This is a genomic window from Lentzea waywayandensis, assembly GCF_900115955.1.
In the GTDB taxonomy this organism is placed as follows: Bacteria; Actinomycetota; Actinomycetes; order Mycobacteriales; family Pseudonocardiaceae; genus Lentzea; species Lentzea waywayandensis.
The window spans coordinates 31,758-56,846 of the sequence record NZ_FOYL01000015.1 but is presented as its reverse complement, the minus strand read 5'-3'; the positions used below and the strand labels follow the sequence as shown (position 1 = coordinate 56,846).

The 25,089-nt window shown below is 69.1% G+C and carries 19 protein-coding genes; 13 read left to right on the top strand and 6 right to left on the bottom strand.

Annotated elements, in window-relative coordinates:
* Nucleotides 1-17 precede the first annotated feature (17 nt).
* The 3 genes from BM417_RS39295 to BM417_RS39285 are packed head-to-tail and all read right to left on the bottom strand — an operon-like array spanning nt 18 to nt 2,952.
* Nucleotides 18-692, bottom strand: a complete 675-nt coding sequence (locus BM417_RS39295; RefSeq protein WP_093605058.1) for a cyclase family protein — start codon at nt 690-692, stop codon at nt 18-20.
* The gene (locus tag BM417_RS39290) at nt 689-1,906 is read right to left on the bottom strand and encodes an argininosuccinate synthase domain-containing protein (RefSeq protein WP_093605056.1); all 1,218 of its coding nucleotides are present in this window, start codon (nt 1,904-1,906) and stop codon (nt 689-691) included. The genes BM417_RS39295 and BM417_RS39290 overlap by 4 nt, the downstream gene beginning before the upstream one ends.
* Nucleotides 1,891-2,952, bottom strand: a complete 1,062-nt coding sequence (locus BM417_RS39285; RefSeq protein WP_093605054.1) for a TauD/TfdA family dioxygenase — start codon at nt 2,950-2,952, stop codon at nt 1,891-1,893. The genes BM417_RS39290 and BM417_RS39285 overlap by 16 nt, the downstream gene beginning before the upstream one ends.
* Before the next feature lie 715 nt (nt 2,953-3,667).
* Here BM417_RS39285 and BM417_RS39280 point away from each other — a divergent pair.
* The 8 genes from BM417_RS39280 to BM417_RS39245 are packed head-to-tail and all read left to right on the top strand — an operon-like array spanning nt 3,668 to nt 15,765.
* Nucleotides 3,668-6,652, top strand: a complete 2,985-nt coding sequence (locus BM417_RS39280; RefSeq protein WP_143138998.1) for a non-ribosomal peptide synthetase — start codon at nt 3,668-3,670, stop codon at nt 6,650-6,652.
* A gap of 6 nt (nt 6,653-6,658) precedes the next feature.
* Nucleotides 6,659-9,286 carry an AMP-binding protein gene (locus BM417_RS39275; RefSeq protein ID WP_093605050.1) on the top strand — a complete coding sequence of 876 codons (2,628 nt, stop codon included), beginning with the start codon at nt 6,659-6,661 and terminating at the stop codon, nt 9,284-9,286.
* Nucleotides 9,283-10,281, top strand: coding sequence for a class I SAM-dependent methyltransferase (locus tag BM417_RS39270; protein ID WP_093605048.1), 999 nt, complete (start codon nt 9,283-9,285; stop codon nt 10,279-10,281). The genes BM417_RS39275 and BM417_RS39270 overlap by 4 nt, the downstream gene beginning before the upstream one ends.
* Before the next feature lies 1 nt (nt 10,282).
* Complete coding sequence (locus tag BM417_RS39265) at nt 10,283-11,872, top strand: MBL fold metallo-hydrolase (RefSeq protein WP_093605046.1); 1,590 nt, start codon at nt 10,283-10,285, stop codon at nt 11,870-11,872.
* Nucleotides 11,869-13,137: an ATP-grasp domain-containing protein gene (locus BM417_RS39260; RefSeq protein WP_093605044.1), complete on the top strand. Its 1,269-nt coding sequence runs from the start codon at nt 11,869-11,871 to the stop codon at nt 13,135-13,137. Before BM417_RS39265 ends, BM417_RS39260 begins: the two co-directional genes overlap by 4 nt.
* A complete protein-coding gene (locus BM417_RS39255; protein ID WP_093605042.1) occupies nt 13,137-13,991 on the top strand; it encodes a TauD/TfdA dioxygenase family protein in 855 nt (284 codons plus the stop codon). The genes BM417_RS39260 and BM417_RS39255 overlap by 1 nt, the downstream gene beginning before the upstream one ends.
* Nucleotides 13,988-14,521 carry a chloramphenicol phosphotransferase CPT gene (cpt, locus tag BM417_RS39250; RefSeq protein ID WP_093605040.1) on the top strand — a complete coding sequence of 178 codons (534 nt, stop codon included), beginning with the start codon at nt 13,988-13,990 and terminating at the stop codon, nt 14,519-14,521. The genes BM417_RS39255 and cpt overlap by 4 nt, the downstream gene beginning before the upstream one ends.
* Entirely contained in the window at nt 14,521-15,765 is a 1,245-nt protein-coding gene (locus tag BM417_RS39245) for an MFS transporter (RefSeq protein ID WP_093605038.1), read from the top strand. Before cpt ends, BM417_RS39245 begins: the two co-directional genes overlap by 1 nt.
* Here BM417_RS39245 and BM417_RS39240 read toward each other — a convergent pair.
* On the bottom strand, nt 15,749-17,020 hold the full coding sequence (locus BM417_RS39240; RefSeq protein ID WP_093605036.1) for an ATP-grasp domain-containing protein: 1,272 nt from the start codon (nt 17,018-17,020) through the stop codon (nt 15,749-15,751). The two genes, BM417_RS39245 and BM417_RS39240, sit on opposite strands and share 17 nt — an antisense overlap.
* Before the next feature lie 164 nt (nt 17,021-17,184).
* Between BM417_RS39240 and BM417_RS39235 the strand changes: the two genes are divergently transcribed.
* Nucleotides 17,185-17,739 (top strand): hypothetical protein, encoded by a 555-nt coding sequence (locus BM417_RS39235; protein ID WP_093605034.1) that lies wholly within the window; start codon nt 17,185-17,187, stop codon nt 17,737-17,739.
* A 41-nt stretch (nt 17,740-17,780) separates the two neighbouring features.
* Here the strand turns inward: BM417_RS39235 and BM417_RS39230 are convergent, their stop codons facing one another.
* Entirely contained in the window at nt 17,781-18,695 is a 915-nt protein-coding gene (locus BM417_RS39230) for a 2-hydroxyacid dehydrogenase (protein ID WP_218164712.1), read from the bottom strand.
* Nucleotides 18,696-18,810: 115 nt separating this feature from the next.
* Between BM417_RS39230 and BM417_RS39225 the strand changes: the two genes are divergently transcribed.
* The 4 genes from BM417_RS39225 (at nt 18,811) to BM417_RS39210 (ending at nt 23,165) form a co-directional block, all read left to right on the top strand.
* On the top strand, nt 18,811-20,709 hold the full coding sequence (locus BM417_RS39225) for an amino acid adenylation domain-containing protein (RefSeq protein ID WP_177320857.1): 1,899 nt from the start codon (nt 18,811-18,813) through the stop codon (nt 20,707-20,709).
* Complete coding sequence (locus tag BM417_RS39220) at nt 20,706-21,911, top strand: cytochrome P450 (RefSeq protein ID WP_093605032.1); 1,206 nt, start codon at nt 20,706-20,708, stop codon at nt 21,909-21,911. The genes BM417_RS39225 and BM417_RS39220 overlap by 4 nt, the downstream gene beginning before the upstream one ends.
* Entirely contained in the window at nt 21,908-22,657 is a 750-nt protein-coding gene (locus BM417_RS39215; RefSeq protein ID WP_093605030.1) for a thioesterase II family protein, read from the top strand. Before BM417_RS39220 ends, BM417_RS39215 begins: the two co-directional genes overlap by 4 nt.
* 169 nt (nt 22,658-22,826) lie before the next feature.
* Complete coding sequence (locus BM417_RS39210; RefSeq protein ID WP_093605028.1) at nt 22,827-23,165, top strand: hypothetical protein; 339 nt, start codon at nt 22,827-22,829, stop codon at nt 23,163-23,165.
* Nucleotides 23,166-23,848: 683 nt separating this feature from the next.
* Here BM417_RS39210 and BM417_RS39205 read toward each other — a convergent pair.
* Nucleotides 23,849-25,084: an alpha/beta hydrolase family protein gene (locus BM417_RS39205; RefSeq protein WP_093605026.1), complete on the bottom strand. Its 1,236-nt coding sequence runs from the start codon at nt 25,082-25,084 to the stop codon at nt 23,849-23,851.
* Nucleotides 25,085-25,089 lie beyond the last annotated feature (5 nt).

Sequence of the window (25,089 nt, the reverse complement as noted above, 5' to 3'; positions counted from 1 at the left end):
TCGTGTGGTGGAGTCGGTCATCCCTGGTCGTCGACGAGCGCGTAGGCCCTGACCGAGAACGTGCCCATGCCGGCGACGGCGATCGGCGCGGCGTGGAAGCGGAACCGCGTGCCCACCACCTGCTCCAGCCCCGTCATGTGCTCGACGCACGGGATTCCCGCGTGCAGCAGCCCGGTGTGCGCGGGACGGCCCAGGTCCGCCATGTCGTCGATGTTCACCGAGTCGATGCCGACGATCGCCGGACGCCGTTCGGCCAGCCACGCGGTGGCCTCCGCCGTCAGGAACGGGTGGCCGGCGTCGCCGTAGGCCGGAGTGCCCCAGTGCTGGTCCCAGCCCGTGTGCACCAGCACGGCCTTGTCCGTCACGTCGATCCCCTCGAACACCTCGGGACCGATTCCCGCCCTGCCGGTCGCGGACACCACAACGCCTTCGAGGTCCACGAACGTCGACAGCGGCACCTCGGACAGGTCAGCGCCACCGTCGAAGCGGTGCGACGGCACGTCGACGTACGTGCCGGTGTTCGCCACCAGCGTGATGCGGCCGATCTGGAACTCCGTGCCGGGCGAGTACTTCGGCCGGGAGTCCACGAAGGACATGTGGTCCTCGATCACCGGTCCCGGCAGCCCGGGGTAGGTGGTCATGCCGTGGCGCACGACGTGGGACAGGTCAACAAGTTTCCGCTTGCTGCTCATTTCACCGTTTCAGTTCGTCGCAGACGGTCCGGCCACGTGGCGAGGGTCAGCCAGGGCGAGTAGGCGTAGGCGTTCATCGATTCGTGGAACTGCGCACCGAGCCGCGTGTAGTAGAGACCGTGCGGCGAGGTGACGCTCAGCACGGTGATGGATCCCTTGTGCAGCTTGAGCTTCACCGTGCCGTTCAGCGGGCGGTCGAGGTCGGCGAGGCACCGCGCGAGGCTCTCCCCCATGTTGCCGAACCAGCCGCCGTGCACCGCGGCGTTCGTCCACTCGCGGGCGATTCCGCCGCGCACCGCGTGTTCGGCGCCAGTGAGCACGGCGTTGGCGAGCACCTGGTGCGCCTTGATGATCACCGTTGCCGCCGGTGCCTCGCGGATCTCGTGGTTCTTCACGCCGAACGGCGTGTCCTCCAGCCCGGACGACCGGCCGACGGCGTGCTCACCGCCGAGAGCGTTGAGCCGTTCCACCAGTGCCTGCAACGAGATCGTGTCGCCATCCAGCTCGACGGGCAGGCCGGTGTCGAACGTCAGCGCGATCTCCACCGGCTCGTCCGGCGCCTCGCCGACAGCTCGGGTCCACCGGAACACGGTCTCGTCGAGCCGGTTCTCCGGGCTCTCCAGCGATCCGCACTCGATCACGCGGGCCCACGGGTTCGCGTCGATGCTGTGAATGCCCTCCGGGAACGTGACACCCGTGCCGGCGAGCGCGGCGAGCTTGTCCGCGCGAGGCAGGTCCGAGCCGAGGAACGGCGCCGCCACGCCGATCTCCGGCGCGAGCGCGGCGATCGAACCGCTCAACCGGATCGAGCTGTTCTGCATGTACGTGGCGGTGTGGCCGATCATGTCGCAACCGAGCTCGGCCGCGACCCGGACCGCCGTGCGGGCCATCAGCGGCCGGGTGAGCGTGGAACTGACCGGGAACTCGTTCTGGTAGCAGGCGTCCGCGTGGATCGCGGCCGGCAGGAACTCGGAGAAGAACTCCCCGGTCGCGTCCACGTCGACGAACCGGGCGCCGAACAGCTCCGCCTGGCGGCGTGCGGTCTCCGCGGGCTCGGCGTCACCGATCCGCACGTTCAGGGCGGTGACCTCGACGTTCAGCTCCTGCAGTCGGTGCAGCAGGAACGTGCCGTCGAGACCGCCGGAGTAGAGCATCAGCAGGTGCTGCGGTGGTCGCTCGACCAGCTCCGGCAGGCTCGTCACGAAGTGGTGCACCGCAGCTCCTCCGCGACTGTGCAGGACAGCCCGACAACGGTGAGCGGCTCGCACACGCGGGAGCCCGGTGCGCGGATGCCGCGCGAGCGGCGGAGGTCCGACACCGCGAAGCAGCGGCGCAACCAGCGGTCCGTCTCGTCGTAGCGGGCGGCGAACGGCGTGCGGCCGTGCACGGCGGTCCTGTTGTCGATCACCAGCAGGTCGCCGGTGTCGAGCTTGGCTCCCCGCAACGACGTCAGCAGCGCCTGCTTCAGCTCGTCCAGCGCGACGGCCGCGTCGGGGGTCAGCGGCTCCATGGTGTGGAAGTCGGCGAGGAACTCCGGGGCTCCCACGGGGCCGGACAGCACCGCGACCGACGGTGTCTCCAGGTCGGCTCCCGCACCGAACGAGCTGCTCACCCTCAGGCGGAACTCCTTGCGACGCAAAGCGGACACGCACCACTCGGACAGCTTCGGCAGCACCTCGGCCACGCCGCCGACCACGGTGTGGCTGGTCCGGTCGTGGTCGGGCCGCAGGCAGAGCAAGGTGATGAAGTCCGGTTTGTGCGGGTGGAACCCGTTCTCCGTGTGCAGCTCCAGGTAGACGGTGCCGGAGTTCTCCTGGCGTTGCCGCGCGCCCTTGATCGGCACGACGTCCTGGATCAGGTTGCCGTCCTTCTCGTCCGCGTACGCGATCACGTCGCCGACCTGCGACGCCACGGCCAGCTGCGTGAACGTCGAGACGGGGATCTCGTTCCAGTGCCCGACGTAGCCGTCCTGCGGCGTGGCGGGCAGATCGGTGTCGACAGGCGCGTTGCGGATCAGCAGCGCGCCCGCGCCGTTGCCGTACCTGCGGAAATGGCGCAGCGCACTGATCACCCGGTCGGGCAGCGCACGGCCGGCCAGTTCCGCGTCGACGAGCAGTTCCTCGCTGTCGAGAACCGCGTTCACGCGTGCGCGGGCGAATCGGTCGAATCCTCCACGAATCGCCTCGCGCTCGGAGTCAGTCAGCGGAATTGCCACGTCGTCGAGCGGACGTGGGTCGGCACCGGCAGGCTCACTGCCCATCGCAACCTGATTCCTTTCCTTGAGTCTGCAGCATTGACGGAACGTGAAGGTTCGACGTTTCACAGATTCCCAGGCAATTGTGAACGGGCTGCACGTCAGCAGTCGCGCGACGACCACACCCGTTCACTCATGACGCTTCCCGAAGTCATCACCCGAATCGGGCATCGCTGCTCCACTGACTATCACAGCGGATAGCACCGACGCCGCCAGTTCAGTGAATCAAGAACCCCAGATCACTTCTGAGCTGCGTCGATGACCAACAGAAAGTGCATGAGAGCGTTCTCTTGGGTGCGCACACACGCGCACAACCCCCCGAAAGCATGTTGAAGATCCCCAGGTCCCCTGACTCGCCCAACGGGTCGAGCGGCGCCAGCGTAACTACGCCCCATAGTTCACGCAACAGGTCGCAACGGGCCAGAATGTGAGCTACTGTGGACTGACGTCGGCAGGCGAGAGCGTCCGTGCCGATTAGCGTTACTGGGGATGTCACGCGTTGTTCACAGGGGGACTGTGATGATCCATCCGCTTTGGGCGGAGCCGTACGTCACGCGGCTCTGTTTCGGGCACTGAACTGGGGTTTTCGCACATATCGCTGGCCATAGCGGGTTCACGCGCGCATTGCGTGATTCCGGCTATTTGGTGTGCATTCTTTTCGGGAAGGAAGCGAGCCTTGACCGGTTCGACCGTTCACGGTCTGGTCAGCGCACGAGCGCAGGTGAGTCCCCATCTCGTCGCCGTCGAGCACGGCGCCGAGCAGCTGGACTTCGCCGGGCTGGAGCGCGCGTCCGACGCCGTCGCCGGCAGGTTGCGGGCACTCGGTGTCGAGCCGGGCGTGTTCGTGGCCCTGTGCGTCGAGCGGTCAGCCGCGATGGTCGTGCTGCTGCTCGGCATCCTCAAGGCGGGCGGCAGCTACGTCGCGCTCGATCCCACGTACCCCGAGGCACGGCTCAACCTGATCCTCGACGACACGACACCGGGACTCGTGGTGGTATCGGAGTCGTTGCGGCAGGCGGTGCCCGCGACCGAGATTCCGCTGGTCTCGCCGGCGGAACTGACCGTCCACAGTGGATCATTCGAGGATCCTGACGCCGATCCCGAACGACTGGCGTTCATCACCTACACCTCCGGGACGACCGGACGTCCCAAGGGCGTCATGCACGTGCACGCCTCGTCGGTGTACCTGATCGGCGCCATCACGCCGTACCTGAACATGGGCCCCGGCACGCGGTTCCTGCAGTTCTACCCGCTCACCTGGGAGATCCAGGTCCTCGACATCTTCGCCGTGCTCGCGTCCGGCGGCACCGTCGTCATCCCGCCCGCTGACGTCGACACGTCAGGTCCGGCGCTGGTGGAGTTCATGCACGACGCCCGGATCACCACGGCCATGCTGCCGCCCGCGCTGCTCGCCGAACTCATCGAGGAACCAGCGCTCCCGTGCCTGCACACACTCACCTACATCGGCGAGGTGTGCCTGCCGCACGTCGCCGAACGCTGGGGCGCGGGCAGGCGGTTCGTCAACGTCTACGGCCCGACCGAGGTCACCGTCGCCGCGACGGCGTCCGACGAGCGCAGGCCCGGCGAGGCACCTCCCATCGGAAAGCCACTGCCGGGCAGGGAGATCCACGTTCTCGACGAGCACATGCGGCCCGTCGCGCCCGGCGAACCCGGTGAGCTCTACGTCGGCGGCACCGGCATCGCCCGCGGTTACCGGGGCCTGCCGGAGCTGACCGAGAAGGCCTTCCCGCCGGACCCGTTCAGCGACAGGCAGGGCGCGCGGCTCTACCGCACCGGCGACCGGGTGCGTGTGCTCCCCGACGGCAACCTCGACTTCCTCGGCCGGGTCGACGACCAGCTCAACGTGCGCGGGCAGCGGGTCGAGCGCGGCGAGATCGAGGCGGTGCTGGCCGCGCACCCCGGTGTGCGGTCGTGCGCGGTGGTCGTGACGGGAGAAGGTCCGGACGCCCGGCTCGTCGCGTTCGTGTGCGGCGATCCCGGCGTGGAGTCCGGGCTGCCCGAACGGCTCGCCACGAACCTTCCGCCCGTGATGGTGCCGTCCGCGGTGGTACGGCTGGAACGACTGCCGCTCAACCAGCACGGCAAGGTCGACTTCAAGGCACTGGCCAGGCACGAGGTGGCGCACAGCGGCACCGGCGGCGTCGAGAACGACACCCAGGCGGCGCTCGCGCGGATCTGGGAACAGGTGGTCGGCGTCGGCAACATCGGCGCCGCGGACGGGTTCCGCGCGCTGGGCGGCACCTCGTTGCAGGCCGTGCGCGCACTCACCAGGATCCGCGACGAGTTCGGTGTCGCGCTGACCGCGCGGGAACTGCTCGGCGAGCACTCCCTCGCCGGCGTCGCCGGCCTCATCGCGGCGAGCGACCGCGCCGGCCTGACCGCACTGTCCCGAGTGGACGCTCCGGCCACCCATCCCGCCTCGCTGCACCAGCGCCGGCTCTGGATGCTCGCCAAGATGAAGCAATCCGCGTCGGTCGCCTACAACGAGACCTCCGCCCTGCGGCTGCGCGGACGTCTCGACGTGCCGGCGTTGCGGCTGGCCGTGCAGGACCTCGCCGACCGCCACGACGCGTTCCGCAGCAGCTTCCACTTGGCAGACGGGCAGTTGTACGTCGAGGTGGCCGAGCACGCCGAGGTCGAGCTGTCCGTCGTGAGGGAGGCTGACCCCGCAGAACTGGGCGCGGTGCCGGTCGACCTCGCCCTGGCCCCTCTGCTCAGGGCCGTGCTGGTCGTCGTCGGGCCGGACGAGCACGTGCTCGTGCTGGTGACGCACCACATCGTCGCGGACGGCCTGTCGATCGACGTCATCGACGCCGACCTCGCCCACTGCTACGCCGCACGCCGTGCAGGTCGAGCACCGGAACCGTTGCCGCTGAACAGGTTGCGGCCGCGCGACCACGCCGCCTGGCAGCACGCCACCGTCGACCACCCGGCGCTGACCGCCGGCCTCGCCAGGTGGAAGGAGCTGCTCGACGGCGCCCCGACGGAGGTGCCGTTCACCCGGCTCGGCTCCTTCAACCACCGCGGCGAACGGCTCGACTACGCGACCGGTCCCGTGCGGCGCCGGGCGATCGAACGGCTGGCCCGCGACGCGGGCGCCACCCCGTTCGCCGTCTGCCTGGTCGCGCTCGCGGTGCTGGTCGCACGCCACACCGGGCAACGCGACGTGCTGATCGGCTCCCCGTACTCGGGCCGTCCCTGCCCCGAGGCCGACGACGTGATCGGCTTCTTCACCAACACCGCCGTGATGCGCGTGCGGTTCGGCGAGGACCCGATCCCGCTGAAGCTGCTGGCGGACGTGGACGACCACGCGCAGGAGGCGCTGGAACACCAGCACGTCGACTTCGGCGAGATCGTCCGCGCGATGGGCGCGCGACCGGGTGCCTCCGGCCAGCCACTGGTCCAGGTCGTGCTCGCGCACCAGGGACCGTTGCGCCCCAAGGCGGGGCTCATCGGCCTGGAGTGCACACCGGAGCTGGTCGACAACGGCACCGCGAAGGCCGACCTGACCATCGAGATCAACGAGGTGGGCGACGAGTTCGTCATCGTCCTGCCCTACAGCGAGAACGTGTTCACCCGCCCTGTCGCACAACGGCTCCTCGCCGAGTACGCCGAGGTGCTGGACGAGCTGACGACCTTCCCCGACCGGCCAGTGCGCCTGGCGTCACAGCGAAAGGAGGACTGATCCACCGTGGGTCTAGCCACGATCGTCGCCCGTCACCTCAGCGCCGGCGGGGACCGTCCCGCACTCGAGTCCGGCGGACGGACGTGGTCCTACGCCGACCTCGACCGGGTCACCGCGGACCGCGCCGCACAGCTGCGCGCGGCTGCACCCGAGGGCAGGGTCGTGCTCGCCGGCGAGCACACCGCGGAGGCGCTGATCTGGGCGCTCGCCGTGATGCGCGCCGGTCTGATCTACACGCCGGTCAACGCGAACCAGCCGGGCGAACGCCTGCGTGAGGCACTGGAGCTGGCCGAACCCGCGCTGGTCCTGTGCTGCACGGACGCCATCGCCGCGGTGCTGCGCAAGGAGGACGTCGCCGTTCTCACGCCCGGCGAGCTGCCTGCCGGGCAACCGGGCGACTGGCCGGTTCACGAGATCGCCTACTCGGTGTTCACCTCGGGATCGAGCGGCCTGCCCAAACTCGTCAACGTCGGCCACCGCGGCATCGAGAACCTGTGCCAGGCGCAGACCCGCGCGTTCGGCATCGAGCAGGGCACCCGCGTGCTGCAGTTCTCGTCGCTGTCGTTCGACGCCTCGATCGCCGAGATCCTCGTGACGCTCTACGCGGGCGGCACCCTGGTCGTGCCGGCATGGGACGGCGGCTCGTGGGTCAACGCGGTCGGCACGCACCTGAGCGAGCAGGGCTGCGACGTGATCACGTTGCCGCCGTCGGTGTACGCCCGGCTCGACGACGACGCACGCCAAGGCATCCGCACGGTCGTGTTCGCCGGCGAGGCACTGTCCGAAGTGGAGTACCGCGCGGCCGAGCGGCACAGCAGGGTGCTCAACGCCTACGGTCCCACCGAAGGCACCGTGTGCTTCTCCGTCGCGGAGATGACCCGCTTCACCACCACGGTCGGCAAGCCGATCGACGGCTACACCCCGCGGGCCTTCGACGGCACCGGCTACCACGCGAGCGGACGTGGCGAACTGGTGCTCGTCGGCCCGGGTGTGGCGCTGGGGTACGAAGGCCGCGAGGACGCGGTGTTCACGCTGGTCGACGGCGAACCCGCCTACCACACCGGCGACGAGGCCGAGGTGCGCGACGGCGAGGTCTTCTACCTCGGCCGCATCGATGACCAGATCAAACGGCTCGGCCACCGGATCAGCCTCACCGACCTGGAAGGCCGGTTGTCGCGGCTGCTGGACTCGCGGGTCGCCATGGTGCTCGACGGCGCCTCGCTCGTGCTCGCGCACACCTGTGCCGACTTCACCGAGGCCGAGCTGCGCACCCGGCTGCGCGAGGTCCTCCCCGCGTGGGAGGTCCCGGACGTGCTGGTGCGGCTCGACTCCCTGCCCGTCACCGAGTCCGGCAAGGCCGACCGCGAGGCGGTGCGCGAGCTGGCGCGAGCGACGCCGGCGGCGCCGGATGCGACGGGCCCCGACCCGGAGTTCGTGCGCGGCATCGTGACCAGGTTGCTGGGCGAGGAGATCGATCCGGCGACGTCGGTGTTCGACGCGGGTGCCTCGTCGTTCACGCTCGTGCAGATCCAGGTCGAGCTCGCCGCCCGCTACGGCGAGGACGAGGTGCAGGAAGCGTTCGACCAGCTCAACTACGACTTCACGATCGAGGGCTTCCTGGCCGCGCTGGGCGGCGCGGAGCCGCAGGCCTCACCGGCGCACGAGGTGTTCGCCAAGACCTCTGCCGACCTCGCCGGCCTGAATCTCGCCCCGATCCCTTCCACCGCAACCGAAGGCGCGATCACCGTCACGGGCGCGGGCGGGTTCATCGGCGGGCACGTGCTCGACCGGCTTCTCGGCGCCGGCCGGGAGATCACCGTCGTCACCAGGAGCCGGCCGGAGCGGCTGGTCGAACGCCACCTCGCCCGGTTCGGACGAGCGCGGGAGGACTTCTCCGGCGTGCGGTTCCTCGGCTACGACGAGCTTTCCGCGCAGGACGGCTGGGGCGCGGTGGTGCACTGCGGTTTCGAGGTCAACCACGTCCTGCCGCTGGAACGCCACCTCGCGAACAGCGTCGCGACCACGCGAGCCCTGGTTCGTGCCGCGCAGAGCGCACGGAGGTTCGTCTTCCTGTCCGCCGCGTCGGTGGGCGCGGAGTTCGTCCGGTTCACCGCGGAGGCGCTCGCCGCGGTCGGGGATCCCTACTCCCAGGCCAAGTTCGTCGCCGAGGCGTACGTCGAGCAGCTCGCCTGCCCGTCCGATCTGTTGCGGGTCGGCTTGGTCTACGGGCACACAGCGGCAGACGAGGCGTTCCTCGACGAGGACGTCTTCAGCTGGTTGCTGCGCCTGTCGAAGCGACACGGCGTGCTGCCACGGCTGTCCGGCCTCGTGCCGGTCTGCGACGTCCGCGACGTCGTCACCGCGGCACTCACCGCGGCGGACGCGACGACCACCGAGGGCGAGAAAACCGTTCTGGTGCACCGGACCTACGACCTCGCCGCGCTGCGAGAGGAACTCGGCGTCGACGACGTGGTGGAGCCGGCGCAGTGGCTGACCACCGTGACCGAGGGGGGTGCGGACAGCCGCATCCTCGCCGCACTGCGGCTCTGGCTGACCGAGGACGGCTGGGCCCACCCGGTCCCGGCCCCCGGCAGGCAGATCATCTCCGAACTTCGGCAAAGGATCGGCGAATGACCGTGGACACCGAGCTCACCTGGGATCGGGGCGCACCGCTCGACCCCGAGTTCGTCGACACCGAGGCGAAGGCGAAGGCGGAGCTGATTCGCGGTGACTTCACCCGCTGGGAACAGCCGGGCGGCGCGTTCGTGCTGCGCGAGGAGCTGACCGGGCACCCGGAGCGGCTGTTCCTGTTCCGCCTGCCCGACGGCCGCTCCTACGCCGGCTGCAAGACCATCTCCGACCTGGTCGTCGACCACGACATGCCGGGGGTGTTCTGCAGCAAGGTGTTCTGGTTCAACGTCGTCGGGCTGGTGGACACGGTCCGCACGTCCGACTCCGACGCCAGGATCGTGTTCCTGCCGCTGGACGAGGACGCGCGCAGGGCGGCGTTCGACGCGATCACGCCGACGACCGAGATCGTGCACCCGTTCGCCAAGCAACGCGATCCCGGCAAGGAGAAGACGAGTCCCGCCGACGGCTGGAAGGTCAGCGCCGAACGCGCGGAGTTCCTCGGCATCGGGGAGGAGCACATCCGCCGCTACACCCGCGAGTTGTTCGCGGAACGGTTCGCCGGCCTGACCGAGGACGTCCTGGCCTACGACCCGGCGTGCTCGACCGGCCGGTTCCTCGCGGACTTCGCGTCGCTGAACCCGAAGCACATCCGCACGGTCGGCCAGGACCTCAGCAAGGACATGGTCTCGTTCGCGAGCGCCCACCTCGAGCAGGTGCACCACGGTGACGCCATGCACCCGGCGGTCACTCCCGGCAGTGTCGACATCCTGTTCAGCCGGTTCTTGAACTCCGAGGTGGTCAGCACCGCGGTGGCGCGGCAGATCCTGCCGAAGCTCGTCACCACGCTGCGGCCGGGCGGTGTGCTGGTGCTGCTGGGTCACAGCCCCGTGCTGCTCGACGTGCCGGACCTGCTCGATGCCGGACTGCGCGTGCTGCGGACCACGGCCCGTTCCGGCGATCACCTGTTCCAGTACTACGTCTGCGAGCTCGGAGGCTGATGTGACGCTGTCGCTCAAGAAGAACGTCATCGCGGAGCCGTCGGTCGCCGGGTGGTACGCCTGGTCGTACCTGCTGCCACCGCACACCCTCGCCAAGTACCTCAAGAACCACTACCGCACGATCGCGGAGTCGTTCGTCGCGAACCCCGAGACGCACCGCACGGCACTCAGGCAGGCACGCTTCCAGGGCGGCCCGTTCGTGATCGAGGAGCACGAGGGCGCGTACGAGAAGGTCGCGCAGTGGTTCGAGACCACGCGCGAGCAGTACGCGCCCTTGCTGGAGCTCGCGGACGCGATCGACGAGCTGGAGCTCAAGATCCTGCCGGAGCAGACCGGCGCGTCGATGGAGTCGGTGTACCAGCAGCTGCCAGAACCACTGGCCGGCAGGGTGGAGCTGTTCTACAACAGGGACAACCGGACGCCGGACTACCGCTTCATCGAGCCGCTGCTGTACTCCTCGCCGTACTTCGACCGCTCGCTGCAGCAGATCCGCTTCTCCGAGATCGCCGAGGACGACCGGAAGTTCGCGCTCACCACGCCGGTTCTGGAGTACACGCCGGAGCAGGTGCTGGTCACCGTCCCGCTCGACTCCGAGCTGCTGGACGTGGTGTTCCGCGGCGGACTCACGCGCGAGGAACTGGACCGCGTCACCGCGGACCTCGGCATCGAGGGCGAGCGGGCCGAGGTGTTCAAGGCGTTCTTCGAGGAGGACGCCGCCCAGGAGCCACCGGCCGACGACGTCATGGAATACGTGGGCCACGCCTGCGTTTACGTGCGGCACAAGGGCGTCTCGTTCGTCGTCGACCCGGTGATCAGCTACAGCGGCTACCCGAGCGAGGCCGACGGCCGGTTCACGTTCGACGACCTGCCCGACCGCGTCGACTACGTGATGATCACGCACAACCACCAGGACCACATGCTCCTGGAGACGTTGCTGAAGATCAGGCACCGGGTCGGCACCGTGCTGATCGCGAAGTCGGCGAACTCCAGCCTGGTCGATCCCGACCTCAAGCGGATCCTGCGCGTGCTCGGCTTCCACGACGTGGTCGAGCTGGACGACCTGGAGTCCGTCGAGACGCCCGGCGGCACGATCACCGCACTGCCGTTCCTCGGTGAGCACGGGGACATCCGCATCAGGACCAAGTGCGGCTGGCTGCTCGACCTCGACGGCAAGCGGGTCCTCTTCGCCGCCGACTCCACCAACGTCTCACCGCAGCTCTACCCCCAGGTGACCGCGGCGGTCGGCCAGGTCGACACGGTGTTCATCGGCATGGAGAGCGTCGGAGCCCCGGTCAGCTGGCTCTACGGACCGCTGTTCCCCGAACGGCTGGAGCGCAAGGTCGACGCCGGTCGCCGGCTCAAGGGTTCCAACTTCGAGCAGGGCGCGGCGATCGTGGACGCGCTGCGGGCGAACTCGGTCTACGTGTACGCGATGGGCCAGGAACCGTGGCTGGGCGCGGTGATGTGCGTCGAGTACGACGAGAAGCACCCGGCGATGATCGACAGCGACAAGCTCGTCGCCTATGTCCGAGAAGGCGGGCGCACGGCCAAAAGGCTGTTCCTGCACGAGACGATCGAGTTGAAGCCATGACCAAGAAACACGTCGTCTGCGTCGGATTCCACGCCTCGGAGGCGTACGCGGTCGACTTCGACAACTACACCGTCACGGTCGTGATGCCGAAGGGCAGTGCCGCACGGCTGCCGGAGGCCGTGGCGGCGAAGTTCGCCGACATCAAGACGCTGGACATGCCGGACAACGACGACCTGGACAACTACGACCGCGCCATCGACACCATGCGCGGCCTGGTCCAGCAGCTCGTCGACGAGTTCGGGAAGCCGGACGCGATCATCGGCCTCTACGAGCACACCACGTTGCCCGCGGCACGATTGCGCGATCACTTCGGCGTCCAGGGCACGAACGCGCACTCGGCGTTGCTGTGCCGGGACAAGGTGCGGATGAAAGAGGCCCTGGCCGAGCAGGGCGTCCGCGTACCGCGGCACCTCGCCGTCGGACCGGAGACCTCGCTCGGCGAGCTGGGCCGGTTCGCCCGCTCGGTGCCGGGACGCCTGGTGCTCAAGCCGCGCAGTCAGGGCGCGAGCATGGGCGTGCGGGTGCTCGAGGCCCCCGAGGACCTGCTCGCGCTGGCGGTGGCCGATGGCATCGAGGAGGGGTACGAGGTCGAGGAGTTCGTCGACGGCTGGATCTACCACTCCGACGGTGTCGTCCGCGACGGCGAACTGATCTGGTACTGCCCCACCCGGTACGTCACCACCGCCTACGCGTTCCAGCACGAGCGCACGCCGATGGTGTGCGCGACGCCGGACGACCGGGCGCTGGTGCGGCGGATGTTCGACTACGCCCAATCCGTGGTCACCGCGCTGGGACTGGTGGACAGCGCTTTCCACCTGGAGATGTTCCACACGCCGGACGACGAGCTCGTCTTCCTGGAGATCGGCAACAGGTTCGGCGGCGCCGGCGTTCCTGTGCACCTGCGCGAGGTGTTCGGCGTCGACATGCCCAGGGAGGCGGTGCTCGCGTGTCTGCGCGAGCCGTCCGAGCTGACGGTTCCGCCGATGATGGTGGACTTCCCCGGCGTCGGCGCGTCCGGCTGGGTGTTCGTGCCGCTCAACGAACCGGACACGTGCCGGGTGACCGCGGTCAACGGGCTCGGCGAGCTGCCGGCGAGCGTCGTGCACTCCGTCACGCCCGAGGTCGGCGAGGTCGTCAACGACCCGCCCGACACCTGGAACACCGCCGGCCGCTTCTTCGTGGCCGGCGAGACCACCGAGTCGGTGGAGCGAGACCTGGCGAAGATCGCCACGAGCTACTCGATCACAACCAAGACAGGAGACTGATGGTGGCACGCAGGCGCTTGGGGACGCACCTCGGCGTCGTCCTCGACGACTTCCGGCTGGACCCGGCAGACCCCGCGCTCGGCGACTTCGTGAACGAGTTGCTGTTGCAGCACAAGGTGGTCTTCTTCAAGGGACAGCACCTGGACCGGCACACGTTCGTGAAGGTGGCCCGCCGGATCGGGCGCACGGAGGTGCACCCGTTCATCTCCGAGAACGACCCGGTCGTGCACGGCATCTCGCCGTTCCAGCCCTACCACGAGTACCCGGAGATCACCGGGATCTACCACGACGAGAAGCACACCGGGAACCTGAACGCCTGGCACAGCGACCTGAACTGGCGCGAGGTCCCGACGTTCGGCTCGATCCTGCGCGGCGTGCAGATCCCGCCCCGCGGTGGTGACACGCTCTGGTCGAACATGGGCGCGGCGTACCGGTCGCTCAGCGAGGCGACCCGCTCCGAGCTCGACGAGATGCGCGTCGTGCACGACTGGATGCAGATCTACTTCCCGGCGTTCGCGAACGACGACGAGGGTCTGAACCGGATGCGCGAGAAGTACCCCGCGCAGTCGCACCCGCTCGTGCTCACCCACCCGTTCACCGACGAGAAGGTCCTGTTCTCCAACAAGGTCTCCGGTGTTCGCATCGAGGGCCTGGACGAGGCGGAGAGCCGCAGGATCCTCGACATGGTGCACCTGACCGCGTGGCGTCCCGAGTTCCAGTGCCGCTTCCAGTGGGAAGAGGGCGACGTGGCGATCTGGGACAATCTGGCCACTCAGCACTACGCCGTCTCCGACTACTGGCCCCACGTCAGGAAGATGGAGCGGATCACTCTGGAAGGCGAACCGATCAAGTGACGACTCAGGTCATCGTGCTCAACGGCGGTTCGAGCTCCGGCAAGTCCGGGATCTCGCGCTGCCTCAAGTACGTCCTGCCGAACCCGTGGATCAACCTCGGCGTCGACGACCTCATCGACCGGCTGCCACCGTCCATGGTGGACTCCGGCTCGGGCGTGGCGTTCGGCCAGCAGGGCGAGGTGGAGCTGGGCGAGGGCTTCCACGAGCTGGAGTACGCGTGGATGCAGGGCATCGCGGCGATGGTGCGGGCCGGTGCGCGCGTGATCATCGACGACGTGTTCCTCAGCGGTACCGCTTCGCAGGAACGCACGCGCAAGAACCTGGAGGGCCTGAACGTCCTGTGGGTCGGCGTGCGGTGTGAGCCGGAGATCGCGGCGGCGCGGGAGATCTCCCGCGGTGACCGGGTGGTCGGCATGGCGGCCTCGCAGGCGGAGATCGTGCACAAGGGCGTGGTCTACGACGTCGAGGTCGACACCAGCCACATGGAATCGCTGCAGTGCGCGCGGATCATCGCGGAGCACGTGGTCTGATGGGGGCACCCGAGGACGCGTCGCGGGGGGTCGCCGCCGAGCAGCAACCCCCGGCGACGCTGCGGACGTTCTGGCTGCTGACCGGATCGTCCGCCGCGTCCGAGCTCGGCACCACGTTCCTGCACCTGGCGATCCCGCTGACCATCCTCGCGGGCACGGGATCGTCGATGCTGGCCGCGCTGAGCCTGGGCGTGCAGTACCTGCCGTTCGTGCTTTCCCCCGCGCTGGGCACGCTGATCGACGGTTTCGAGCGCCGCCGGGTCTTCCTCGCGTCCGAACTGGCGCAGGCGGTCCTGGTGGCGATGATCCCGTTCCTGCTGATGGCGGGCCAGGTCACGCTGGTGTTCGTGCCGTTGCTGCTCGCCAGCTGCGCGAACGTGGTCTCGAACCTCACCAGCGACTTCGGCCTGCTGCCCACGCTCGTGCCATCCGATCGGGTGACATGGGCGTACAGCAAGTACGCGGCGACCACGGAGATCGCGCGGTGCGTCGGGCCCGCTCTCGCCGGCGTGGTGCTGGCGACGCTGGGCCCGTACGTGGCGTTGTGGATCGACGCGGGGACGTTCCTGCTGACCGCTGTGGTCGCGCTGATGCTGCCCAAGCGTCCGCAACCGCCGGTCGAGCGGGGCTTCATCCGGATGCAGGTCGAGGGTTTCCGCAGTTTCAAGCGGATTCCGGGCATCCCGAAGCTCACGCTCGCGCTGTCGATGCACAACCTGGGAGCGGGCGCGGTACCGATCGTCATGGTGCTGCTGGTGCAGGGCACGTGGGGCTGGTCGAGCAAGTGGACCGGGCTGGTGATCGCGGCCGGCGCCGCGGGCAGCGCGTTGGGTGCGTGGCTGGCCGACCGCGTGTGGGTCGACAGGACACCGGAGAAGCGCATCGGGTTGTGGTTCGCCCTCTGCGCGATTTCCTGTGCTCTGCTGCTGCTTCCCGTGCAGGCGGTGGTGATCGCCGGCTTCGTCTTCCTGATGGCGGCGGAGGGCGGCATGAACGTGACGACGAACGAGTACCGGTTCCGTGCGATCCCGGACGAGGTGTCCGGCCGGACGAACGCGGTGATGCGCGCGTTCATCCTGGGCGCGCTGTCGCTGTCGTCGTTGCTGCTGGGCTGGTCGGTCGCGTTGCCGGAGCAGGTCTTCCGCTTCGCCCCGGCGTTGCTGGCGTCCGCGCTGGCCGCGGTGTTGTGGATCGGCTTGCGCCGCGCGGCCAGTGCGGTGCCGGAGGTCAGTCGTTCGGCGTGACGGGGGTGGCCACCAACTCGACGAGCTGTTCGGCGTCGGCGAGGTCGGCCACCACCTGCTCCAGGTCGTCGCCCAGCGCGATGACGTGCCCGTAGCGGTTCAGGTGCGCCACGGGAGGAAGTGCGAGCCGGTCGCCGGCGGAGGTGGTCACACCGGTCTCGTGAACGGTCGGGCCGAAGCGGTCCTCGTGCACGATGACCTCGACCGTCTCGACGTGGGCGGACGGGTAGAGGAATCGCACCCCGGCCGCCTTCCCGCCGGTCGGGGTGGTGTCAGGCCGTTCGCCGACCGACACCTGCACCGCGGCGAGCACGGGGTCGGTGCCCAGTGCCAGCTGGCCGAGGTAGGGGATGAGCTCGCCACCGAGCCTCGCGTTGACCTCGACGAGCCGGGGACCGGCCGGGGTCAGCATGAACTCGCTGTGCGTCGCACCGTAGGAGAATCCGAGCGTCTGGTGAATGCGTTGAAGCTGGTCGAGAAGGTCCACATCGGACAGCAGCGGGTCGGTCGCGGACACGTCGTGACCGATCTCCTCGAAGTACGGCGCCATGCCGACGTGCTTGCGGGCGATGACCGTCGTCATCACCTCGCCCTTGTAGATGACGGAGTCGACGCTGATCTCCGGTCCGGTCAGGAACTCCTCGACCATGACCCTGCCCGTCTCGTGCCGCTGCAGGCCGAAGAACTCGGCGCCGTCGGCGGTCGCGAACGCCGCCCGCACGGCCGCCTGGTCGTCCGCGCGGACGACGCCGTAGCTGCCGGCGAGGCTGCGGGCCTTGACCACGACCGGGTAGCCGATGACGTCAGCGGCCGCGCACGCTTCCTCAACCGTGTCAACGGTGTGCGACTGCGGCTGGGGCACTCCGGCCTTGGCCAGCAGGGCGCGGGTGGCCGCCTTGTCCCGGCAGGCGCGGATCGTGTCCGGCGGACTGCCGGGCAGACCGAGCTCCTCCGCGAGCAGCGAGCAGTAGACGACCTGCGACTCGTCGTAGGTGAAAACGCCTGCCACGGGCAGCTTTTCGCACACCTCGCGGGCCGCCGCGGTCAGGGCCTGCGGGTCCTTCGTGTCCACCTTGGTCGCTCCGACGACGTACTGGAGCTGCCAGGTGGCCTCACGGGAATCCAGGAGCCACAGGCGGTACCGGCTCGAAGCGGAGCGCAGGATGTACTCGCGGTACGGCCGGAAACCGCTGCCCACGACGAGCACCACCGGTGCGTCGGAAAGGGCTTTCGGTTCGGTGGTGGCATCGGTCATGAACAGCCTCCCAGTTCCCCAGATGGGTCGTGCACTGCCCAGTCGGCAGAAACCCGTTGTCCCCCAACCCTAGCGCGCATCGCAGCGGAGGGTGACCGGTTTGGTGCCGTTCGTGTTCACGGACACGGCGGCAGAGTTGTTCGTTGTGACAGGAGAGGAATCTGATGCTGTACGTCTTCGGGTTCGACAAGGTCTGCGTGGTGCTGGGGGATCTGTACTTTGTGGACCCCGACCCACTCAAGGGCCAGGAGGGCGCGGAACGCGGCGTCCGCCTGGAGCTGCGGGTGATCCAGCGCGGCGAGCTGAAGGAGTCGATCTACGCGTCCACGCCGATCGAGGTCGACCAGCCGATCTGGCGCGCGGACTTCCTGGAGGACGTGGACGGCAAGCCCTTCGACCGCACGCACCACCACCCGGTGTTCACCGGGTGGGACCCCGGCGACCGGGTCTTCGAACGCGCGTTGTCCGCGGATCCGTTGGCGTGGCTCGAGTCCAAGCTGTCGAACCTCGGCGAACTGCTGACGTCCGCACAGTTCCCCTTGGACACGGCGGGACCTGACGACGAGGCGGAGCTGCGCCGGGCGGCACCGGAGATCGTGGACGCCACGCGCCGGCTGCTCGAGCGGGTGCGCGCGGGAGAACTCGGCGTGTCACCGGATCCCGACGCTCCGCTGCTGGTCGACGGACAGTGGCAGCTCGTGCGGTCCGGCTGGCTGTGAGGACTGGAGCGGGGTGCCGGCGAACACCGGCACCCCACCTTCTAGTAACCGTCGGGCCCGATGACGTTGACGAGCGGTTCTCCGTTGGCGTAGCGGACGAACTGCGCCTTGGCCAGCGCCATCGCCTTGGCCATCGGCGTGCCGTTCGACCCGGCGACGTGCGGGGTGAGCACGAGGCCGGGCGCGGACCACAACGGGTGTCCCTCCGGCAACGGCTCGGGATCCGTCACGTCGAGCGCGGCGAACAGCCTGCCGCTGTTGAGCTCCGCCGTCAGCGCCTCGGTGTCGACGAGCGCACCGCGCCCGGCGTTCACCAGCATGGCTCCGTCGTGCATCCGCTTGAGGAACTCGGCGTCGACCATGCCCCTGGTCCTCGCCGTCGCGGGAGCGAGCAGCACGACGATGTCAGCCTGCGGCACCAGGTCCGGCAGCTCGTCGGCGCCGCGGACACCGTCGCGCGCCCGGCTGGCGACACCGATCACGTTGGCGCCGAACACCTTCAGCACGCCGGCCAGCGTCCTGCCGATCGAGCCGTAGCCGACGACGAGCACCGTCTTGCCCTCGAGGGAGTCGGAATGGGCGTAGTCCCACCGGCCTTCCTGCTGCGCCAGCGCGAACCTGGGCAGTTCGCGCAGTCGCGTGAGCACGGTCGCCACGACCCATTCGGCGACGGCGGCGTCGTACGCCCCGCGGGCGTTGCACAGCGCCACCCCGTCCGGGAGGTAGGGCAGCACCCAGTCCACACCAACGGATTCCAGCTGCACGAGCTTCAGCCTCGGAAGATCGGACAGCACCGCGAGCCCGCCCTCCTCGACGTCGAACGGCGGGATGACGATCTCGACTTCCCCCTGACTGGACGGCAACGCGCCGCCGGTCCACACGTCGGCGCGGACGCCTTCCGGCAGCCCGCCCATCAGTTCCTCGGACTCGTGTTCCGGCAACCAGACCGTGATCACGAAAGATCCCTCCCACCTGCGTTGTACTTGCCCCTTGCTCCGCAGACTAACCGACGACCACCACCCGTTGTGTCCATTGTGGACAGTTAACGGCCGAAACCTCGGGGGGTTCCAGATGTATTCAGTGGTCACCAACGCGCACAAGCACTTCAGCCTGTGGCCGGATCGGCTGCCGATACCGGGAGGCTGGCAGGCTACCGGCTTCACCGGCGACAGCGACGCCTGCATCGACGAGATCGCCGCGCGGTGGGACGCTCTCCCGTCCGCCGCACCGCAGGGCGGGGACACGCTGGTGGAGTTGTTCCGCGACGCCGTCGAGCGGCACGGCGGCAGGGAGGCCGTCAGCGACTCCGCCGGCGTGCTGACCTACCGCGAGCTGGACGCGCTGTCCGACGGGGTCGCGCGCGACCTGCGGGAGATCGGTGTGGGCCACGAGGACCGGGTGGTGCTGTACCTCGGCCGGGGCGTGCGGGTGTTCGCCGCGCTGCTCGGCGTTCTCAAGGCGGGCGCGGCGTACGTGCCGGTCGACACCCGGTACCCGGAGTCCCGGCGCGACCTGATGATCAGCGCGAGCGGCGCGGAGGTGGTGGTCACCGACGTCTCGCACGCGGAAGCGGTGGCAGGACACAAGATCCTGGTGATGGACGAGGTCGCTCCGGGTCCGAGGCCCGCGGTCGAGGTCGGCGGTGGCGATGCGGCCGCTGTCCTGTTCACCTCGGGGTCCTCCGGCACGCCCAAGGCGATCGTGCTGGAACACCGCGGTCTCGTGCACTTCGCCCGCAACCCCGCGCTGCCCCCGTTGCTGCCGACAGACCGCGTCGGCCACGTGTCGAGCCTGTCGTTCGACGCGTTCCACTTCGAGACGTGGTGCGCGTTCGCGGGTGGCGCCCGGATCGTGGTGCTGCCGACGATGCCCGATCTGCTGGGCGGCGACGTGCACAGGGAGCTGCGCCGGAACCGGATCACCGCGATGCTCGTGCCGACGATGGCGGTGAACCACGTGGTCCGCGAGGACATCGACGCGTTCGCGTCGTTGCGAGTGCTGCACACGGGCGGCGACGTCCTCTCCCCGTCGGCCTGCCGGGAGCTGCTCTCCGGGTCGTTCGAAGGCGAGTTCTACAACCTGTACGGGCCGACCGAGGGCACGACGGCGGTGACCGCGCACAGGGTCGACGCGGATCCCGCCGACACCGTCCCGATCGGCCTGCCGCTGACCGGGTCCGCCGTGTACGTGCTGTCGGACCTGGCCGAGGTCGCTCCCGGTGAGGTGGGCGAGCTGCACATCGGCGGTCCCGGGGTGGCGCGCGGCTATCTCGGCAGGCCCGCACTGACCGCGCAGAGGTTCCTGCCCGACCCGTTCGCCGGTGACGGCAGCAGGATGTACGCCACCGGTGACCTGGCGCGGCGGCGGCCCGACGGCGTGCTGGAGTTCGTCGGCAGGGCGGACGACCAGGTGAAGATCCGCGGCTACCGGGTGGAACCGCTGGAAGCCGAGCGGATCGTGGCATCGCACCCCGACGTCCGCGACGCCGCTGTGCTCGTCAGCGGCGAGGGCCAGGACAAGCACCTGGTCGCGCTGGTGGTGCCCTATGACCGGATCTCGCCGAAGGAACTGCGTCAGCACGCCGCCGAGCGGATGCCGGACTTCATGGTGCCGACCTCGTTCGTGAGCGTGCCCGAGATCCCCGCCACCGACCACGGCAAGCGCGACGTTGGCAAGCTGCGCGAGCTCGTCGTCAAGCACGCCGGGCGGGCGGCGCACCGGGTCGGGCCGCGCGACGACGTGGAACGCCGGATCGCCGAGATCTGGGAGGACCTGCTCGCGGTGGAGGACATCGGCGTCGCCGACGACTTCTTCACGCTCGGCGGCAACTCGCTGCTCGCCTTCCGGGTGCAGCGCCGCATCGGCAAGGACCTCGGCGTGCCGCTGCAACCGCGGGACGTGCTGGCGAACAGTGAACTGGCAGGACTGGCGGCGCTGGTCCGATCACGTATGGAGGAGCTGACAGCATGACCGCGCCGGCGATCGACCTGAGGAACGTGGACGCGTTCGTCGAACAACGCCACCACGAGATGTTCGCCTGGCTGCGCGCGAACGAGCCGGTGTTCCGCGACCCCGGCGGGTTCTGGGCGCTCACCCGCTACGACGACATCTCGGCCGCGTACCTGGACCACACGACCTTCAGCTCGGCGGGAGGCCCGATGCTGGGCGGCTCGTTCTCCAGCGGCGCGGTCGACACCGCGGCGAACCGGATGCTGGTGGCGTCGGACCCGCCGCGGCACCGGATGCTGCGCCAGCTGATGCACAAGGTGTTCGGCCCCGGCTTCGTCGCCAAGGTCGCCGAGCAGGTCACCGAGGTGGTGAACCGCGCGGTGGACAAGGCTTTGGCCGACGGCGGCTGCGACTTCGCCACCGACATCGCCCCCGAGCTGCCCGCCGGGGCGTTGATGGCCATGGTCGGCATCTCGCACGCCGAGGCGCACGAGCTGATCGACATGACCAGGCGCATGATCGGCTTCCGCGACCCGAACTGGGTCGACACGTCCGAGGACGAACGCCTGCGGCTCGCGGTGATCCAGTCGGAGATCTTCGAGTTCTTCTCCGACCTCCTGCGGGCCAGGCGGCGCGATCCCGGCGAGGACATGGTGTCGATCCTCGCCACCGCCGAGGTCAACGGCCGCCGGCTGCCCGACGAGGACGTCCTCTACAACTGCATGAACGTCGCCGTCGGCGGCAACGAGACGTCGTCCTACAGCGCGGTCGCGGGCGTGCTCGCGTTGATCGACAACCCGGACCAGCACGCGCTGCTGCTCGACGACCCCGGCCTGACCGACTCCGCGGTGAACGAGGTGCTGCGCTGGGCGACCACGAACGCCTACGTGCTGCGTGTGCCGACCCGCGACGTGGAGATCGGCGGAAAGCTCATCAGGGCGGGCGAACCGGTGACGTTGTGGAACGTGTCGGCGAACCGGGACGAGCGGCACTTCCCGGACGGCGACAGGTTCCTGGTGCGCCGCTCCCCGAACCGGCACATCACCTACGGCGTCGGCATCCACCGCTGCATCGGCTCGGTGGTGGCGCAGGTGGAGCTGCCGATGCTGTTCCGCAGGCTCGCGACCAGCGGCGTGCGGTTCGAGCTCGCGGGCGACATCGTGCGGTTGCGGTCGAACTTCATCCAGGGCATCACCAGGCTCCCTGTCCGGATGAGCGCATGAGGTTCAACGGATCGCACATCGTCGTCGAACGTCCAGGCGCCGAGGTCAGGTTGCTGATGTTCCACCACGCCGGCGGGTCGGCGATGTCGTACCTGCCGCTCGCCAGGGCGTTGCCGCAGGAGTGCGAGCCCGTGCTGTTCGAGCTGAGCGGACGCGGCATGCGGCCGGAAGTCGCGCCACCGGGCGACTTCCGCGCCGCGCTGGATGACTTGCTGCCCGCCGTGGTGTCGGTGGTCGACCGCCCGGTCGTCGTGTTCGGACACAGCCTCGGCGCCCTGCTCGCACACAGCCTGGTGAGCTCGTTGCCCGCGGAGCAAAGGAAACTGGTGCGCGCCGTCGTCGTGTCGGCCTTCACCTCGCCGACCGACGCCCTCGCCGAGGCCGATCCGCTGGTGGTGCGGTCACGCGCCCAGCTGCTGGCGGAGCTGGAGTCACGCGGCGGCTGCCCGCCGGAGCTGTTCGAGGACGACGAGCTGCGTGAACACGCGATCACGTTGCTGGGCCACGACTTACACCTGGCGGACACTTACGTGGTCGCTCCGCCGTGGGACGGTGACGTCGACTACCACGTCTGGTACGGCCGCCAGGACGAGCACCTCGACGTGGATGCCGTCGAACGCTGGGAGGCGTCCACGCCACGCCCTCCGGTGGTGCGCGGGTTCCGCGGCGGCCACTTCTACCTGGACGGCGGTCAAGAGGCGAAGACGGCGTTGAGTCGCGTTGTCCGGTCGGCACTTCACGAGTAGCTCGTGAGCGGCTGCTGGGACTGGTGTCCGCCGGTCCCGGCAGTCAGTCGCCGCGACATCGGTCAGGGCGTCGGCGCGGTCAGCTCGTTCAGCATCCGATCCCGCAACCAGGCCGCGAACTCGTCGGCGGGCAACGGCTTGCTGACCGAGAGCCGGAGCTGCTGACACGGTGATCGGCTGGGCGCGCGAGGTTGCGGCCGAGGACGGCGGCGACTTCAGGTCCACCGCGATCGCGGTGATCGAGTACCAGGTGCTCGGAGGTCTGATGGCCGCCGGCGAGATCGGTGACGACGGTTTCGAGGAATGGCCCGGGACTCCGGCCGAGACGGTTCGCAATGCGGTCGAGAAGTGCGAGGCGCTGAACTGGGAGCCGTTTGGTGCGGCTTGCTGGCTCTCCAATGCAGAAGCGGGCGATGTGCGGTTGAGTTGGTGGCCGGCTGCCGGTAGGGCGAAGTTCTTGGTGCGCGGGAATGGTGGCCGGCTGGCGTGCTCTTGGTACAGCTGGTAGCCGACAGGCTCGAGTACGCGGCGGATCCGGCAAGGAGTGGATCTTCGGGTCTGCGGCGAAGGGCGGTTGACGTACCTTGTCGACCGTCAACTGCGCTCAACCGTGTGGAACGTCGTGTTTCTGCCGTCCGGCGATCGCTGGGGTCAAGGGGTCGCAGGTTCAAATCCTGTCGTCCCGACGGCCAAGAGGGTCTTCGCAGCTCAGACGCTGCGGAGGCCCTCTTTTGTGATCTTGCCGAGTTCTGCCGGGTCGAGCACGCCGCTCATCGATCCCTTTACTCCGGTAGTTGCGCCGGTATTGGTCGTTGTTCGCTTGGGTTCCGCCTCCAGAACGAGGCGTTGTTCGGTCCGAGAGACCCCTTTACCCGGCCGCAGACGCGAGTTAAGGCACCTGCCGGGCGTTGTAACACATTCACCGGAGGGGTCATGTCGGGCCTCCTGCCGGCGTCGTGGTACGCAGCCCGGGGGCGAGTGGTACGCGCTTGATCCACGCGGACAGTTCGGTGATGTCGTGAACACTCGCGCTGAAAGCCTTTGCCCGCGCGGCGAAGTCCGGGGACCGGCCAGGGAGCTCGCGGTACTCCCTGAGCGCCGATCCTCACCCCGTCACGTGGTCTCGGGGAACGAGTTGTCTCTCAGTCTCGACTCGGGCGACTTCGCACCACCGACTGCACGCAGCTGGTGCTACTGGTGCTCACCCAGCCGCGCAAGAGGGGTGGGTGACGTCTCCGATGGACCAGCACTGCTCACAGAGTCCGGGAGAGGCGGCAAGCTCGCGAAGGTCTCCTCCACCCAGTCGGCGACGAAGTCCCGGACGTGGGGCAGGTGGTCCAGTCCGATGTGCTCCGCACCACCCTCGGCGGCGGTGAAGATCCGCAGCTCACGTTTGGGGCTGTTGATTGCCTGGTCGTAGGAGCGGTGGGCGTAGGCGAGTGGGATCTGCCGGTCGTTCTCGCCGTGGCAGATCAGGAACGGCACGGTGATCTTCTCCGCGACTCCGTCGAGGCGCACGTCGTCGGCGTAGGTGAGGAAGGAGTCGAGGTCGTCGAAACCCCACACCCACAGGACGTGCTCCCAGTAGTGGGGGACCGGCCGCTCGCCCTCGCGTTCGACGCGGCGGCGCTGCACCGCGCCCCAGTCGTGGTTGGCGCCCCAGGCGACGACGAGCGCCAGGCGCTTCTCGAACGCGGCTGCTCGTGGGGCGTAGTACCCGCCGAGCGACCAGCCGGCCAGGCCGATTCGTCGCGGGTCGACGTCGTCGCGGGTCTCCAGGTGGTCGACGCACGCGGCGGCCCACGCCTCCGTCTCGATCCGTGAGGTCAGGCCGCCCAGGCGCAGCGCCTCGCCGGAGCCGGGGGTGTCGACCATGAGCGTCGAGATGCCGCGTGCGGCGAGCTCGTCGGAGATCCCGGACAGGTAGATGTGCTCCTTGGTGCTGTCCAGGCCGTTCCACATGATCATCACGGGCGCCGGCCCGTGGTCGGCCGCGGGTGCTTTGGTGAAGTACGCGGGCAATGTGGTGCCCTCGAAGGGGATGGAGACCCGGCTGGTGCGGGGATCCGCCAGCGCGAAGGACTTCTGCATGAGGTCGAGACACCGCTCGTAGGTGGCGATGCGGTCGGGGGAGGACGCGCTTTGCATGCGTTCGGCCTGCACCAGGTAGTTCGTCGCCCGTGTGCAGAGACGGCCCGCGTTGCGGGTCCGGCCGGACTTCTCGGCTGCCTCCGCCTGGCCGACCAGGGAGTCGGCCAGCTGTGTCCACGCCTGGAGGAACTCGGCGGTGCCGGCGTCCTCACCGCGTTGCGCGGCCTCGCGGATCGGCCGGCAGGCGCGGTCGACCTCGTCGATCAGGCCGCCGCTGTTGAGCGTGGCCACGACGCTCAGATTCCACACGTAGTTGCCGGGGAAGTACTCGAACACGGTCG

Excerpts from the sequence above, each read along its gene's own strand:
- BM417_RS39295 (WP_093605058.1), bottom strand. The coding sequence starts at position 692 with ATGAGCAGCAAGCGGAAACTTGTTGACCTGTCCCACGTCGTGCGCCAC.
- BM417_RS39285 (WP_093605054.1), bottom strand. The coding sequence starts at position 2,952 with ATGGGCAGTGAGCCTGCCGGTGCCGACCCACGTCCGCTCGACGACGTG.
- BM417_RS39270 (WP_093605048.1), top strand. The coding sequence starts at position 9,283 with ATGACCGTGGACACCGAGCTCACCTGGGATCGGGGCGCACCGCTCGAC.
- BM417_RS39260 (WP_093605044.1), top strand. The coding sequence starts at position 11,869 with ATGACCAAGAAACACGTCGTCTGCGTCGGATTCCACGCCTCGGAGGCG.
- BM417_RS39255 (WP_093605042.1), top strand. The coding sequence starts at position 13,137 with ATGGTGGCACGCAGGCGCTTGGGGACGCACCTCGGCGTCGTCCTCGAC.
- BM417_RS39245 (WP_093605038.1), top strand. The coding sequence starts at position 14,521 with ATGGGGGCACCCGAGGACGCGTCGCGGGGGGTCGCCGCCGAGCAGCAA.
- BM417_RS39240 (WP_093605036.1), bottom strand. The coding sequence starts at position 17,020 with ATGACCGATGCCACCACCGAACCGAAAGCCCTTTCCGACGCACCGGTG.
- BM417_RS39235 (WP_093605034.1), top strand. The coding sequence starts at position 17,185 with ATGCTGTACGTCTTCGGGTTCGACAAGGTCTGCGTGGTGCTGGGGGAT.
- BM417_RS39225 (WP_177320857.1), top strand. The coding sequence starts at position 18,811 with ATGTATTCAGTGGTCACCAACGCGCACAAGCACTTCAGCCTGTGGCCG.
- BM417_RS39220 (WP_093605032.1), top strand. The coding sequence starts at position 20,706 with ATGACCGCGCCGGCGATCGACCTGAGGAACGTGGACGCGTTCGTCGAA.
- BM417_RS39215 (WP_093605030.1), top strand. The coding sequence starts at position 21,908 with ATGAGGTTCAACGGATCGCACATCGTCGTCGAACGTCCAGGCGCCGAG.